General features: G+C 70.8%; 16 protein-coding genes. 14 read left to right on the top strand and 2 right to left on the bottom strand.

The genetic code is table 11. From position 1 onward, the window contains the following. Positions 1–107 precede the first annotated feature (107 nt). The 14 genes from OG782_RS22270 to OG782_RS22335 all read left to right on the top strand — a co-directional run bounded on the left by OG782_RS22270 (position 108) and on the right by OG782_RS22335 (position 12,736). Positions 108–509: an NADH-quinone oxidoreductase subunit A gene (locus tag OG782_RS22270; RefSeq protein WP_406459212.1), complete on the top strand. Its 402-nt coding sequence runs from the start codon at positions 108–110 to the stop codon at positions 507–509. Next, complete coding sequence (locus OG782_RS22275) at positions 500–1,216, top strand: NADH-quinone oxidoreductase subunit B (RefSeq protein ID WP_406453621.1); 717 nt, start codon at positions 500–502, stop codon at positions 1,214–1,216. The genes OG782_RS22270 and OG782_RS22275 overlap by 10 nt, the downstream gene beginning before the upstream one ends. After that, a complete protein-coding gene (locus OG782_RS22280) occupies positions 1,213–2,586 on the top strand; it encodes an NADH-quinone oxidoreductase subunit C (RefSeq protein WP_406453622.1) in 1,374 nt (457 codons plus the stop codon). Before OG782_RS22275 ends, OG782_RS22280 begins: the two co-directional genes overlap by 4 nt. Beyond that, positions 2,583–3,551 carry an NADH-quinone oxidoreductase subunit H gene (locus OG782_RS22285; protein ID WP_406453624.1) on the top strand — a complete coding sequence of 323 codons (969 nt, stop codon included), beginning with the start codon at positions 2,583–2,585 and terminating at the stop codon, positions 3,549–3,551. Before OG782_RS22280 ends, OG782_RS22285 begins: the two co-directional genes overlap by 4 nt. Beyond that, entirely contained in the window at positions 3,551–4,123 is a 573-nt protein-coding gene (locus tag OG782_RS22290; RefSeq protein WP_406453626.1) for a NuoI/complex I 23 kDa subunit family protein, read from the top strand. The genes OG782_RS22285 and OG782_RS22290 overlap by 1 nt, the downstream gene beginning before the upstream one ends. Next, positions 4,123–4,782, top strand: a complete 660-nt coding sequence (locus tag OG782_RS22295; RefSeq protein WP_406453628.1) for an NADH-quinone oxidoreductase subunit J — start codon at positions 4,123–4,125, stop codon at positions 4,780–4,782. Before OG782_RS22290 ends, OG782_RS22295 begins: the two co-directional genes overlap by 1 nt. After that, entirely contained in the window at positions 4,782–5,204 is a 423-nt protein-coding gene (gene nuoK / locus OG782_RS22300; RefSeq protein WP_406453630.1) for an NADH-quinone oxidoreductase subunit NuoK, read from the top strand. The genes OG782_RS22295 and nuoK overlap by 1 nt, the downstream gene beginning before the upstream one ends. Further along, positions 5,201–7,201, top strand: a complete 2,001-nt coding sequence (locus OG782_RS22305; protein ID WP_406453631.1) for an NADH-quinone oxidoreductase subunit L — start codon at positions 5,201–5,203, stop codon at positions 7,199–7,201. Before nuoK ends, OG782_RS22305 begins: the two co-directional genes overlap by 4 nt. A gap of 27 nt (positions 7,202–7,228) precedes the next feature. Continuing rightward, entirely contained in the window at positions 7,229–8,779 is a 1,551-nt protein-coding gene (locus OG782_RS22310; protein ID WP_406459214.1) for a NuoM family protein, read from the top strand. An 89-nt stretch (positions 8,780–8,868) separates the two neighbouring features. Further along, positions 8,869–10,335 carry an NADH-quinone oxidoreductase subunit N gene (locus tag OG782_RS22315; RefSeq protein WP_406459216.1) on the top strand — a complete coding sequence of 489 codons (1,467 nt, stop codon included), beginning with the start codon at positions 8,869–8,871 and terminating at the stop codon, positions 10,333–10,335. Positions 10,336–10,436: 101 nt separating this feature from the next. Next, positions 10,437–10,901, top strand: coding sequence for a large conductance mechanosensitive channel protein MscL (gene mscL, locus OG782_RS22320; protein WP_326738074.1), 465 nt, complete (start codon positions 10,437–10,439; stop codon positions 10,899–10,901). Between the two features lie 194 nt (positions 10,902–11,095). After that, positions 11,096–11,959 (top strand): zinc metalloprotease HtpX, encoded by an 864-nt coding sequence (gene htpX, locus OG782_RS22325; RefSeq protein WP_406453633.1) that lies wholly within the window; start codon positions 11,096–11,098, stop codon positions 11,957–11,959. Continuing rightward, positions 11,956–12,348, top strand: a complete 393-nt coding sequence (locus OG782_RS22330) for a YccF domain-containing protein (protein WP_406453635.1) — start codon at positions 11,956–11,958, stop codon at positions 12,346–12,348. The genes htpX and OG782_RS22330 overlap by 4 nt, the downstream gene beginning before the upstream one ends. Positions 12,349–12,460: 112 nt before the next feature. After that, entirely contained in the window at positions 12,461–12,736 is a 276-nt protein-coding gene (locus tag OG782_RS22335; protein WP_406453637.1) for a GlsB/YeaQ/YmgE family stress response membrane protein, read from the top strand. 62 nt (positions 12,737–12,798) lie between these two features. Here the strand turns inward: OG782_RS22335 and OG782_RS22340 are convergent, their stop codons facing one another. Both OG782_RS22340 and OG782_RS22345 read right to left on the bottom strand, forming a co-directional pair. Continuing rightward, positions 12,799–13,476, bottom strand: a complete 678-nt coding sequence (locus OG782_RS22340; RefSeq protein ID WP_406453639.1) for an alpha-ketoglutarate-dependent dioxygenase AlkB family protein — start codon at positions 13,474–13,476, stop codon at positions 12,799–12,801. Then, on the bottom strand, positions 13,476–13,994 hold the full coding sequence (locus tag OG782_RS22345) for a methylated-DNA--[protein]-cysteine S-methyltransferase (RefSeq protein ID WP_406453641.1): 519 nt from the start codon (positions 13,992–13,994) through the stop codon (positions 13,476–13,478). The genes OG782_RS22340 and OG782_RS22345 overlap by 1 nt, the downstream gene beginning before the upstream one ends. Positions 13,995–14,050 lie beyond the last annotated feature (56 nt).

A 14,050-nucleotide genomic window follows, 5' to 3' on the forward strand; every position in this document is an offset into this window, starting at 1 on the left:
CCCACCAGTTCCCCGACGCGGCTGCTTACCGTCCCTTTACAGGGCCTAGACTCCCGTGCGTACATCGTCGAACAGGTTTGAGGGAGCGAGGGGCGGACGTGACGGACGTGGCGGACCTGCCGGGATCGACCGTTCTCGCGTCGGACTACTTCCACAGCTACTCGGTGGTCGGACTGCTCGCGGTGATCGGCGTGCTGTTCGTCGCCGTCGCCTTCGGAGCCGGCCGGCTGCTGCGTCCCGTGGTCCCGACGCCGGAGAAGCTCCTCACGTACGAATGCGGCGTGGACCCCGTGGGGGAGGGCTGGGCCCACACCCAGGTCCGCTACTACGTGTACGCCTTCCTGTACGTGGTCTTCGCCGTCGACTCGATCTTCCTGTTCCCGTGGGCGACCGTCTTCGCCGCACCCGGATACGGCGCGACGACGCTGGTGGAAATGTTCATCTTCCTCGGTTTCCTGGCCGTGGGACTGCTCTACGCATGGAAGAAGGGCGTCCTCGAATGGACGTGACGAGCCCGTCGTCCTCCGGCCATCCGCAGCCGGGACCGGAGGCGGACGCCGAACCCGTACCCACGTTCCTTCCGGAGCCGAAGCGTCTGGGCGTGCTGTCGCGGCTCGCGCCCGAGCCGATGAAGGTGGTCCTCAACTGGGGCCGCCGCTACAGCCTGTGGGTCTTCAACTTCGGACTCGCCTGCTGCGCGATCGAATTCATCGCCGCCTCCATGGCGCGCCACGACTTCATCCGGCTCGGCGTGATCCCCTTCGCTCCCGGACCCCGCCAGGCCGACCTCATGATCGTCTCCGGCACGGTGACGGACAAGATGGCGCCCGCGGTGAAGCGGCTGTACGAGCAGATGCCCGAGCCCAAGTACGTCATCTCCTTCGGCGCCTGCTCCAACTGCGGCGGCCCGTACTGGGACTCGTACTCCGTGACGAAGGGCGTCGACCAGATCATTCCGGTCGACGTGTACGTCCCCGGCTGCCCGCCCCGGCCCGAGGCCCTGCTCCAGGGCATCCTCAAGCTTCAGGAGAAGATCGCGCGCGAGTCGCTGAGCGAGCGTTACGCGACGGGCGGCGCCGCCCGTCCCTCCACCGCCGCACTGCGCAGCGGACTGGTCGCGGCCCCGCCCGTGCCGGGTTCGTCGACTTCGGGCGTTTCGTCGGATTCGTCGAGTTCTTCGGATTCGGCGAGTTCGTCGGGGGAGGAGCGGGAGTGACCGCCGCCGAGAGCTACGACCGGCTGCCGGACGCCGTCACCGAGATCTTCGGCGAGGACGCCACGGCGGAGCAGGCACACGACCTGCTGACGGTCGACGTGCCGCCCGCGTCCTGGATCGCCGCCCTCGAAACGGCGCGCGACGGGCTCGGCTGCACCTACTTCGACTGGCTGAGCGCCGTGGACGAACCGGGCACCGGCTTCCGGGTCTGCGCCCATGTCGCCGCCCTGCCCGACCGGCCCGGAACCGGCGGCACCGTGCGACGCCTGCTGGTCCGTACGACCGTCCCGCACGAGGCGGCCGTGCTGCCCACCGCGGTCGACGTCTTCGCGGGCGCTGCCTGGCACGAGCGCGAGACCCACGAGATGTTCGGGATCGCCTTCGAAGGCCACCCGCACCTGGTTCCGCTGCTGCTGCCCGAGGGCTTCGAGGGCCACCCCCTGCGCAAGGACTTCGTTCTGGCGGCCCGCGTGGCGAAGGCCTGGCCGGGCGCCAAGGAGCCGGGGGAGTCGGAGCACGGCGGCCCCAAGCGCCGCACGATGCTGCCGCCCGGCGTTCCCGACCCGAACGAGTGGGGCCCGCTGAAGGGCCAGCTCCCGCCCGCCCCCGCCCGCCCGGCGCGCGCTGCCCGTCCCGCGGGCGACCGCCCGGTCCGCCGCACCCGCAGCGCGAGCGACGGCTCGGCCGGCCAGCAGCCGCCGGTGACACCGGCCCCGGACCCGGCACCCGGGACGGCGTCGACTCCGGCTCCGGCTACGGACCCGGCTCCGGACGCGGCACCCGGGACGGCTCCGACATCGGCTCCGACATCGGCTCCGGTCTCGGACGCGGCCCCCGGGACGGCGCCTGCGCGGCGTACCCGCAGCGCGTCCCAGGGCTCGGCCAGCCAGAAGTCACCGGCTAAGCCGGCGGAATCGACCTCTGCGGATCCGGCGTCCCCGACATCTGAGAAGCCTGCGGATTCGGCGGCCGCCGCTGCGGATGCCCCGTGGCACAACGCTCGCCCGGCGTTTGACGGCCCGTCGAGCGAATCCAAGGATGCCGAGCCGCAGGCGACCTCCGAGGCCACTGAGCTGCCCGAGGCCTCCGAGGCCGGTGCGCCGCACGAGGCCCCTGAGGCCGGTGCGCCGAACGAGGCCCCTGAGGCCGGTGCGCCGCACGAGGCCCCCGAGGCTCCCGCAGCCCCCCGGCCCGACGCTGCTGACGCGCCCGACACCTCTGCCGAACCCGGCACCTCTGCCGAACCCGGCACCTCTGCCGAACCCGGCACCTCTGCCGAACCTGGCACCTCTGCCACCCCCGCCACGCCTGCCACACCCAACACATCTGCCACACCCGACACCCCCGACGCCGGAGGCGATCCCGAGTGAACGACGGACTGGACGTCGCCCTCCGCCTCGTCATCGTCTTCGCGGTGTTCATGGTCGTCCCGCTCGTCGTGGGACAGGCCGAGCACAAGGTGATGGCCCATATGCAGGGCCGCCTCGGCCCCATGTACGCCGGCGGGTTCCACGGCTGGGCCCAGCTCGTCGCGGACGGCGTGAAGTTCGCGCAGAAAGAAGACATCGTCCCGGCCGAGGCCGACCGCCGGGTCTTCCAGCTCGCACCCGCCGTCGCGCTGCTTCCGTACCTCCTCGTCCTCGTCGTCATCCCGATCGGGCCCAGTGAGGGCGCGGTCGGCCAGGTCGTCGACGCGGGCATCTTCTTCGTGCTCGCCGTGATGGGCGTCGGCGTGCTCGGCTCGCTCATGGCGGGCTGGGCGTCGGCCAACAAGTTCTCGCTGCTCGGCGGCCTCCGTACCGCCGCGCAGCTCCTCGCGTACGAACTGCCGATGCTGCTCGCCGCCGCCTCCGTGGCGATGGCGGCCGGCACCGTCTCCCTGCCCGGCATCCTCAACGCCTTCGAGTGGTGGTGGCTGCCCTGGCAGATCGTCGGGGCCCTGGTCTTCTTCGTGGCCGGACTCGCCGAACTCCAGCGCCCGCCGTTCGACATGCCCGTCGCCGACTCCGAGATCATCTTCGGCGCGTACACCGAGTACACCGGACTGCGCTTCGCGCTGTTCCTGCTCGCCGAGTACGCGGGCATCGTCGTGCTGTGCGGACTGACCACCGTCCTCTTCCTCGGCGGCTGGCACGGCCCGCTGGGTGCCGACGGACTCGGCTGGGTCTGGACGCTCCTGAAGACCGGCATCCTCGCCTTCGTCGTCATCTGGCTGCGCGTGAGCTATCCGCGACTGCGCGAGGACCAGCTCCAGAAGCTCGCCTGGACCACGCTCATCCCCCTCGCCCTCGCGCAGATCGCGCTCACCGGCATCGTGAAGGTGGCGATCAACTAGTGCCTCCGATCCCCGGCGCAGGCCTGGCCAAGGGTCTCGCCGTCACCCTGCGGACGATGACGAAGAAGACCGTCACCGCGCAGTACCCGGACGTGCAGCCCGAACTGCCGCCCCGCTCCCGAGGCGTCATCGCGCTGTTCGAGGAGAACTGCACGGTCTGCATGCTCTGCGCCCGCGAGTGCCCCGACTGGTGCATCTACATCGACTCCCACAAGGAGACGATGCCCGCAGCGGCCCCGGGCGGGCGCGAGCGCAGCCGCAATGTGCTGGACCGCTTCGCGATCGACTTCTCGCTCTGCATGTACTGCGGCATCTGCATCGAGGTGTGCCCGTTCGACGCACTCTTCTGGTCGCCGGAGTTCGAGTACGCGGAGACGGACATCCTCGAACTCACCCACGAGCGCGACAAGCTCCGCGAGTGGATGTGGACGGTGCCCGAACCGCCGGCGCTCGACCCGGCTGCCGAGGAACCGAAGGAGATCGCCGCCGCCCGCAAGACGGCGGACAAGCTCCGCGCCCAGCGCGAACAGGAAGCGGCGGAGCAGGAAGCCGCCCAGGAGGGACCGGAGTGATGACCGCCACCGGAGCCGCCTTCGTCCTCGCCGCCGCGAACCCCGGCTTCCTCTCCCCGACCGGTATCGAGATCGCCTTCGTCCTGGTCGGCATCGCCACCCTCGGCGCAGCCCTCGTCACCGTCACGACCAGACAGCTGGTGCACGCCGCCCTCTGGCTGATCGTGGCGCTCGGCGGTCTCGCCGTCGAATACCTCCTGCTCACCGCCGAATTCATCGCCTGGGTGCAGGTACTGATCTACGTCGGTTCCGTCGTCGTCCTCCTCCTGTTCGGCCTGATGCTGACCCGGGCCCCCATCGGCCGCTCACCGGACGCCGATTCGGAGAACCGCTGGGCCGCGCTCGCGGTGGCCGTCGCCGCGGCCGGCACCCTCGTCTGGGTCGTCGTGGACGCCTTCCGCACCACCTGGATCGAACTGGACGGACCGGCCCAGGGCTCCACCGAGGCCACCGGCTCCTTCCTCTTCCGGCACTGGGTGCTCCCCTTCGAAGCACTCTCCGTTCTCCTGCTCGCCGCCCTCGTCGGCGCGATCGTCCTGTCCCGCAAGGGCCGCGAGAGCGCAAGCCGTGAGACCACGACCCGCGCAACCACGACCCGGGCGAACAAGGGCCGAGTGAGCGCAAGCAGCGAGAGCGCAAGCCGAGAGGACAAGAGCTGATGCACCTCGCCTATCCCGCCGTGCTCGCCGTCCTCCTCTTCTGCACCGGTCTGTACGGAGTGCTCGCCCGCCGCAACGCGATCCTGGTCCTGATGTCCGTCGAGCTCATGCTCAACGCCGTCAACCTCAACCTGGTCGCCTTCGACGTCTGGCTGCGCGACGCCCTGCACTCCGGCCAGGCCCTCACCCTGTTCACCATCGCCATCGCGGCGGCGGAGATCGGTATCGGCCTGGCGATCGTCCTCGCCGTCTACCGCAACCGCGGCAGCTCCGACATCGACCGCCTCCGCGACACCGCCGAGACCGACGACGCCGAAGAGCTCCCGGACGCTCCGGACGACGACGAGAGCGACGCCGACGCCCCCGAAGACCAGGCCACTGCTCCGGCAGGGAAGGCAAAGAAGGCAGAGGCCACCGCGTGACCACCACGACCCTCGCCGTCCTCGTCCCCCTCCTCCCGTTCCTGGGCGCGGCGGCCGGCCTCCTCATCGGCCGCACCGCACCGGGCTACGTCCGCCCGCTCGCCGTACTGCCCTCCCTCGTCTCCCTCGTCCTCGCCGCCGTCGTCGCCGCACGCCAGGGCGGCGGACCGGCCATCGACGCCGCGACGCAGCTCACCCCCACCGGCTCCGTCCCGATCGACCTCGCGCTGCACCTCGACGGCTTCGCCGTCCTCGTCGCCGTCCTGGTCGCCCTCGTCGCGAGCTGTGTGCAGATCTACTCGACCGCGTATCTGCGCGACGACCCCCGCTACCCCTCGTACGCGGCCCTCGTCTCCCTCTTCACCTCCGCGATGCTGCTCGTCGTCTACTCCGGCGACCTGATGGTGCTCCTGGTCGGCTGGGAGATCATGGGCATCTGCTCGTACTTCCTGGTCGGCCACTACTGGGAGACGCCCGAGGCCCGCGCCGCCTCGCTCAAGGCCTTCCTGGTCACCAAGCTCGGCGACGTCCCCTTCCTCATCGGCCTGTTCGCCCTCGCCGCCGACACCGGCACCTTCCGCATCACCGGCATCCTCGGCTCCGTCGCGCACGGCGGCCTCGACCACCCCACCGTGATCGCACTGCTCCTCCTCGCCGGTGTCGCGGGCAAGTCCGCGCAGTTCCCGCTGCACACCTGGCTGCCCGACGCGATGGCCGGCCCCACCCCCGTCTCCGCGCTGATCCACGCGGCGACGATGGTCGCCGCCGGCATCTACTTCGTGGCCCGGCTGCTGCCCGTCTTCGCCGAATCCGGTGCCGCGCTCGTCGTCCTCGCCGTGATGGCCGCCGTCACGATGATCGGCTCCGGACTCGCCGCCCTCGCCCAGGACGACATCAAGCGCGTCCTCGCCTACTCGACCATCGGCCAGCTCGGTTACATGTCCGGCGCCCTGGCCGTCGGCGACCGCGGTGCGGCGGTCTTCCACCTCATCTCGCACGGTGCGTTCAAAGCCGTCCTCTTCCTCGCCGCGGGCGTCGTCATCCACGCCGCCGGCACCAACTCACTGGCCGCCATGTCCCGCATGGGAGGCCTGGCCAAGCGCATCCCCGACGCCTACTGGACGATGACGGTCGCCCTCCTCGCGCTGGCCGCCATCCCGCCGTTCGCCGGCTTCTTCTCCAAGGAAGCCGTCCTCGTCGCCGCCGAGCACACCGCCCTCGGCGACCGGCACGTCGCCCCGGCCGCCGCCGGCTGGACCGTCCTGATCGCCGGACTCCTGGCCGCCCTCCTCACCGCCGCGTACGCCACCCGCCTCTGGCTCCTCACCTTCCGCGGCCGCGGCGCCGAGGCCCCCGACCACGGCCGGCAGCCCGTCGCCATGACCTCGGTGCTGTGGGTGCTGGCCATCCCCACCATCGCCTTCGGACTGACCGTCGGCGTGATCACCGACTGGTTCGACGGACACAGCCTCACCCCGTCACTGACCACCGCCGTCCTCTCCACCGGCGTCGGCCTCGTCGGCGGCCTCGTCACCTACGGAGCCTGGCGTCACACCACGGCACTCGCCGCCCGCACCCCGATGGGTTCGGTCGTCGTCCACCCCGACGCGGAACCCGCCCTCGTCGAGGTCGAGGCCATGGAGAGCCACACCGCCGCCTACGGAACCGCCGGCGACGCCCCCGACCCGGCCGACCCCGGCCGTCTGCTGCTCGGCCCGCTCCACCGCCACGCGGCCACCGGCTTCCACCTGGACGCCCTGCACGCGGCCCTGTTCGTCCGCCCCGTCCAGGCCGCGGCGAGCCTCGTCCGCTTCCTGGACCGCGAGGTCGTCGAGACCTACGTACGCGGATCGGCCACCGGCGCACGCTGGCTCGGCACCGCCGTCCGCCGCGCGCAGACCGGCAACGTGCAGACCTACCTCAGCGCACTGCTCGCCGGTTCGCTGGTCCTGGCGGTCGCCGCCGTCGTCTTCGCCAACGTCAACGCGGGGTCGTGAGCCGTGATCGATATCAGCCCATCCGTGATGCAGTTCCTTCTGGCGTTCATCGTCGTCGGCCCGCTCGTCGGGGCCGTGGCCGCCCTGCTCCCGGCCCCGCCCGGGCTCAAGGGCAGGAACCCCGACCAGGCCGTGCTCCGCCACGGCGTGACCGTCACCGGCGTGATCCTCATCGCCGCGATCGTCCTGGCAGCGGGCTTCGACCACGACCACCCGTCGAAGATGCAGGCCACCACCGACATCAGCTGGATCCCGGCGCTCGACGTCCGCATCCACCTCGGCATCGACGGCATCTCGCTCCCCCTCCTCGTACTGACCGCGCTGCTGACCTTCCTCTGCGCGCTCTACAGCTACTTCAAAATGCCCGCGGGCCCCTCCCCGAAGGCCTTCGTCGCACTGATCCTCGTCCTGGAGTCCGGCACCCTCGCGACCTTCGCCGTCCTCGATCTGCTGCTGTTCTTCCTGGCGTTCGAGATGGTGCTCATCCCGATGTACTTCCTCATCGCCCGCTGGGGCGGCGCCCAGAAGCAGGCGGCCGCCTGGAAGTTCATCCTCTACACGCTGCTCGGCTCGGTCGTCATGCTGCTGGGCCTGCTCCTCATCGGTCTGAAGAGCGGCACCTTCGACATGGTGGCACTCGCCACTGACAACGGCCGCGGCCTCACCTCGTCCGTGCAGGTCATCGCCGTTCTCGCGATCGGCATCGGGCTCGCGGTGAAGACGCCGATGTGGCCGCTGCACAGCTGGCTCCCCGACGCCCACACCGCCGCCCCGACGGTCGGCTCCGTCCTCCTCGCGGGCGTCATGCTGAAAATGGGCACGTACGGATTCGTCCGGATCCTGCTCCCCGTCGCGCCCGACGGCATGCGGACCTTCGCGCCCTACCTCGCGGCGTTCGCGGTCGCCGGCATCATCTACGGATCGCTCGCCTGCCTGGCACTCGCCCGGCCCGGCGCCAAGGGCGACCTGAAGCGGCTGATCGCGTACTCCTCCGTCGGCCACATGGGCTTCGTCCTGCTCGGCATCGCGAGCATGACCCCCACCGGTGTCAACGGCGCGCTCTTCGCCAACATCGCCCACGGCCTCATCACCGGCCTGCTGTTCTTCCTGGTCGGCGCGGTCAAGGACCGGTACGGCACCGCCGACCTCGACACCCTCGCCGGGGCCACCGGAGCCGCCCTCTACGGCCGCGCACCGCGCCTCGGCGGCCTCCTCGCGTTCGCCGCGGTCGCCTCCCTCGGCCTGCCCGGACTCGCCGGCTTCTGGGGCGAGATGCTCGCCCTGTTCGGCGCGTTCGACCCCGCCGAGGGACTCAGCCGCCCCGCCTTCCTCACCTTCATGTCCATCGCCGCGTTCGGCACCCTGCTCACCGCCGCGTACCTGCTCATCGTGGTCCGCCGCGTCTGCATGGGCGCCAAGCGCGAGGACCCGCACCCCGTCGCCGACATCCAGAGCTACGAATTCGCCGCCTGGACCCCGCTCGCGGCCCTCACCGTCCTCGCCGGCCTGTGGCCCGCCGTCCTCCTCGGCCTCACCGACCCGGCCGTGCAGAAGCTTCTCGCAGGAGGCAAGTCGTGACCACAGCGGCCGAGAGCGCCACCGGCCTCGTCCAGTCAGCGGCCGAGAGCGGCACCACCGGCCTCGTCCAGTCCGTCGACTGGCTCGCGATCGCGCCGCCGGTCACCGTCGCGGTCGTCGCCCTCGCCGTCCTGATCGCCGACCTCTTCGTCCCCGCGGCCCGCAAGCCGCTCCTCGGCTACGGAGCCGTCGCCGGACTCGTCGCCGCCCTCGTCCTCATCATTCCGCTGCACGACGGCGACCGCTCCACCTTCTGCCTCACCACCGGCACCCGCGCCTGCAGCTACACCGCCGACCACTTCACCCTGGTCATCCAGGCCCTCGTACTCGGCGGCGCCCTGCTCACCGCGCTGCTCTCCATCGGCGACACCCGCAAGCTCCCGGCCGGCGAGTTCTGGTTCCTGCTGCTGTCCTCCGCAGCCGGAGCGGCCCTGCTGCCCGCGTCCCGCGACCTCGCCACCCTCGTCGTCGCCCTCGAAGTCGCCTCGCTGCCCGCCTTCGCCCTCGTCGGCATCAAGCGCGGCGACCGGCGCTCCTCCGAGGCCGCGCTGAAGTTCTTCCTCTCCTCCGTCGTCGCGACCTCCGTGATGCTTCTCGGCGTCAGCTTCGTCTACGCGGCGACCGGCACCCTCCACCTCACGGAGATCGCCGCCCGCCTGGACGAGGTCCCCGGACAGCTCTCCACCCTGGCCCAGGCCGGGGTCGCCCTCACGCTCGTCGGCTTCGCCTTCAAGACGGCCGCGGCGCCCTTCCACTTCTGGGTCCCCGACACCTACGTCGGCGCCCCCCTGCCGATCGCCGCCTACCTCTCGGTCGTCGGCAAGGCGGTCGGCTTCTCCGGCCTCATCCTCGTCACCGTGGTCGCCTTCCCCCCGTACGCGGACGTCTGGGGCCCCGCCCTCGCCGTCCTGGCCGCACTCACCATGACCGTCGGCAACGTCGCCGCGCTGCGCCAGAGCGCCACCCGCGCCCGCAGCGCCGTACGCCTGCTCGCCTGGTCGTCCGTCGCTCAGGCCGGCTACCTCCTGGTACCGATCGCCGCGGCGGCGTACGCCGGCGACCGCCAGATCGGTTCCACCGTCGCGTACGCCCTGATGTACGCCGTCGTGAACCTCGGCGCCTTCGCGGTGGCCGCCCTCGTCGCCCGTACCCACCCGGGCAACCGCATCGCCGACTACCGGGGCCTGTACGCCACCCGCCCACTCGCCGCCCTCGCGATGGGCTTCTTCCTGCTCTGCCTGGCCGGACTGCCGCCCGGCATCATCGGCCTGTTCGCGAAGGTCACGGTCTTCTCCTCGGCCGTCGACGCCGGACTCGGCTGGCTCGCCGTCGTCATGGCCGTCAACGTCGTGATCGCGCTCTACTACTACCTCCAGTGGACCGCGGCCCTGTTCCGCAGCCCCGCCGAGGACGGTACGGAGCAGCCCCAGCCCGCCACCCACCGCGCCACCCCGGCCCCCCTCACCGCCGCGATCGTCCTCACCGCCGTCGCCGGCATCGCCCTGTCCGGCGCCCCGCAGACCGTCCTCAGGTTCGCCGGCGTCAACCTGTTCTGACGACTCCAAGATCGGTTTGCCTGGAGCGGCCGGGACAGGGCAAGGTCATGCCCGCGCACGGCGCATACGACCTTCACATCACCACAGAGGAGCCAGAGGCAGTGCTGAACGGGTTCAAGGACTTCATCCTGCGCGGAAACGTCATCTCCATGGCGATCGGCCTCGCCGTCGGAGCCGCCTTCACCGCGGTCGTCACCGGGTTCAGCAACGCGTTCATCGTGCCGCTGATCGGCATCATCACCCGCGGAACGGGCGACTTCAGCAAGGCGCACTTCAAGTTCGACGGTGTGACGTTCCCCTACGGCCTCTTCGTCAGCGCCGCGATCGCCTTCCTCATCACCGCCGCGGTCCTCTACTTCTGTGTCGTCGTGCCCATGGCCAAGGTGCAGGACCGCTTCACCGCCAAGAAGGACCAGGAGCAGGTCGACATCAAGGCCGCCCTGCGCGACTGCCCGCGCTGCTACACGGCGATCCCGGCCATCGCCTCCCGCTGCGGTCACTGCACCAGCGACGTCGAGCCCGAGCCGGCCGCCCTGGAGCTCGCGAAACTCCCCGTCCAGCGCTGACCCCGCCCCGCCCCTCCACCCGTACGGCCCAGTGCCCGCTCCGGCCCGAACACCCGGAGCGGCCGGGCCCCACGGGCGTACGCACAAGGGAACTAGCTCTCCTCGCCTGGCGTTGACCAGTACAGGAGGCTCCACTGGGCAGTGGAGCACCACAGAGCAAGGGTTCCCCTGCTGCACCACTTGGAGGGCGTACCGTGCACCGCCGGCACAACGGGCTGAGAACCGCCGCCCTTCTGGGCGGCCTTTCCGCACTCATCATCCTCATCGGCAGCTTCTTCGGACGTACGGGCCTCATCGTCGCGCTCTTCGTAGCCGTCGCCACCAACGCCTACGCGTACTGGAACAGCGACAAGCTGGCGCTGCGGGCCATGCGCGCCCGCCCGGTGAGCGAGTTCGAGGCGCCCCAGCTCTACCGCATGGTCCGTGAGCTCTCCACAGCGGCACGGCAGCCCATGCCACGGCTATACATCTCGCCGACGCAGGCCCCCAACGCCTTCGCGACCGGCCGCAACCCGCGCAACGCCGCGGTCTGCTGCACCGAGGGCATCCTCCAGATCCTGGACGAACGGGAACTGCGCGGCGTCCTTGGCCACGAGCTCAGCCATGTCTACAACCGCGACATCCTGATCTCGTCCGTCGCCGGAGCGCTCGCCTCCGTCGTCATGTTCCTGGTCAACTTCGCCTGGCTGATCCCGATCGGCCGCTCGAACGACGACGAGGGCCCCGGCATCCTCGGCATGCTGCTGATCATGATCCTGGGCCCGCTCGCCGCGTCCGTGATCCAACTGGCCGTCAGCCGCTCCCGCGAGTACCAGGCGGACGCCTCGGGCGCCCAGCTGACCGGCGACCCGCTCGCCCTGGCCGGCGCCCTGCGGAAGCTGGACGCCGGCACCAAACAGCTTCCGCTGCCCCCCGAGCCGCGCATCGAGACCGCGAGCCACATGATGATCGCGAACCCGTTCCGCCCCGGGCAGGGCATGTCCAGGATGTTCTCGACCCACCCGCCGATGGCGGAGCGCATCGCCCGACTCGAGCAGATGGCAGGTCATCGCCCGTGAAGACAATTCTGAACGTCATTTGGCTGATCCTGTGCGGATTCTGGATGTTCCTCGGCTACCTGGCCGCAGGACTCCTGCTCTGCATCACGATCATCGGCATCCCGTTCGGCCTCGCGGCCTTCCGCATCGGCCTCTACGCCCTGTGGCCCTTCGGCCACCGCGTCGTCGACCGCCACGACGCCGGCGCGCCCTCCTGCATCGGCAACGTGCTCTGGCTCGTCCTCGCCGGCTGGTGGCTGGCGCTCGGTCACATCACCACCGGCATCGTCCTGTGCCTCACCATCATCGGAATCCCGCTGGGCATCGCCAACTTCAAACTGATCCCCGTCTCGCTGATGCCTCTCGGCAAGGAGATCGTCAGCACCGACGACGAGTTCGCCGGCTGGTAGCGGAACCGGGCGGCGAGCGGAGTACGGCGGGTTCGCACCCGGTGCTCCGCAACCGCCCGACCGGCACGAACGTCTTGGATTCCAAGACCGAGTGACGGGTAGGTTCACACGCATGATCATCATTGGCTGGATCTTTCTTGGACTTGTCGCGGGCGTCATCGCCAAGATCCTGTTGCCGGGCCGCGACCCCGGCGGCCTCGTGGGCACCACCCTCATCGGGATCGTCGGCGCCTTCATCGGCGGCTGGATAGCGACGCGCTTCCTGGACCGCACGATCGACAACCAGGACTTCTTCGACCCGGCGACCTGGGTCTCGGCCATCGGCGGTTCACTCGTCCTGCTGATCGGCTACCGGCTGCTGTTCGGGAACTCCCGCGAACGCCGCTGACCACTGACCGCTGATCGCCGGCCGGCTGCCCATCGGCCGCCTGCCGGCACCTCCCGCGAACGTCACGGACGCCCGTCGGTCCGGCCGCCCAGCCCGGTCTCACGCAGGGTCAGGTTGAGCCGTCCACCGCTCATCCCCGTCCCGGGATCCGCTGTTCCCGGCCGGACCCTCGGCACCCCGTGGTACGCGTAACGCGACGGCCCGCCGAAGACGAACAGGTCCCCGGAGGACAGCTCTACATCCGTGTAGGGCCGCCCCCGGTTCTCCGTATTGCCGAAGCGGAAGACACAGGTGTCGCCGATGCTGAGCGACACCACGGGGGCGCCGGACCGCTCCTCCTTGTCCTGGTGCATGCCCATGCGCGCCTCGCCGTCGTAGAAATTGATCAGCGCGGTGTCCGGCGCGTACGTGCCGACCGGGCTCCGCGTCCCGTACGCCTCGGCCAGCGCCGCCCGGCCCAGCTCCGCGAGCCATTCGGGAAACGGGGCGACCTGCGCACCGTTCACATCGTCCGCCGTACGCGAATAGCGGTACGGCTGCCAGTGCCACCCCAGACACACGGTCCGTACGGACATCACCCCGCCGCCCGGCAACGCCGTGTGCCGCAGCGGAACGGGCCCGCGCGCCCACTCGCGGCACGCCGCCACCAGCTTCTGCTGCCGGCCGGGGGACAACCAGTCCGGCACATGGACGGCGCCCGGCGCGACCACGGTCCGCGGTCGCGGGAAGAGACCGCTCATCAGCTCGCGGCCGGCGCGCGCTCGAGCCCCAGAAGGCGCTCCTTGCGCTCCAGGCCGCCCGCGTAACCCCGCAGCGCCCCGTCCGCCCCGATCACCCGGTGGCACGGCCGTACGACCAGCAGCGGGTTGCGTCCGATGGCCGTGCCCACGGCCCGCACCCCCGCGCCGCTCGAACCGACGCGCTCGGCGATCTGCCCGTAGGACACCGTCTCGCCGTACGGAACGCCGTCCAGCGCGGCCCAGACCCGGCGCTGGAAGTCCGTGCCCGGGCCGTCCGCGTACACGAGCTCGAAGCGGGTCCGGCGGCCCTCGAAGTACTCCCGCAGCTGCGCGGCGATCCCCTCGAACGCCGAGGGCGCGTGGACCCAGTCGTCCTGGACGACCGCCGCACCCTTCTGCCCCGGCAGGGAGAGCGAGACGAGTGCGACCCCCGCGGCGGTACCGACGGGTCCCGCAGCCTCCTCGCCGACCAGCAGCAGCTCACCCAGCGGGCTGTCGACCGTCGCGTACATGGTCATGACTCGTCCCTCTCCTCGTCCGCAGGCCGGCCGGATCACCGGCCGTCACGGACCAG

It is taken from the genome of Streptomyces sp. NBC_00876 (assembly GCF_045207435.1).
Classification (GTDB): Bacteria; Actinomycetota; Actinomycetes; order Streptomycetales; family Streptomycetaceae; genus Streptomyces.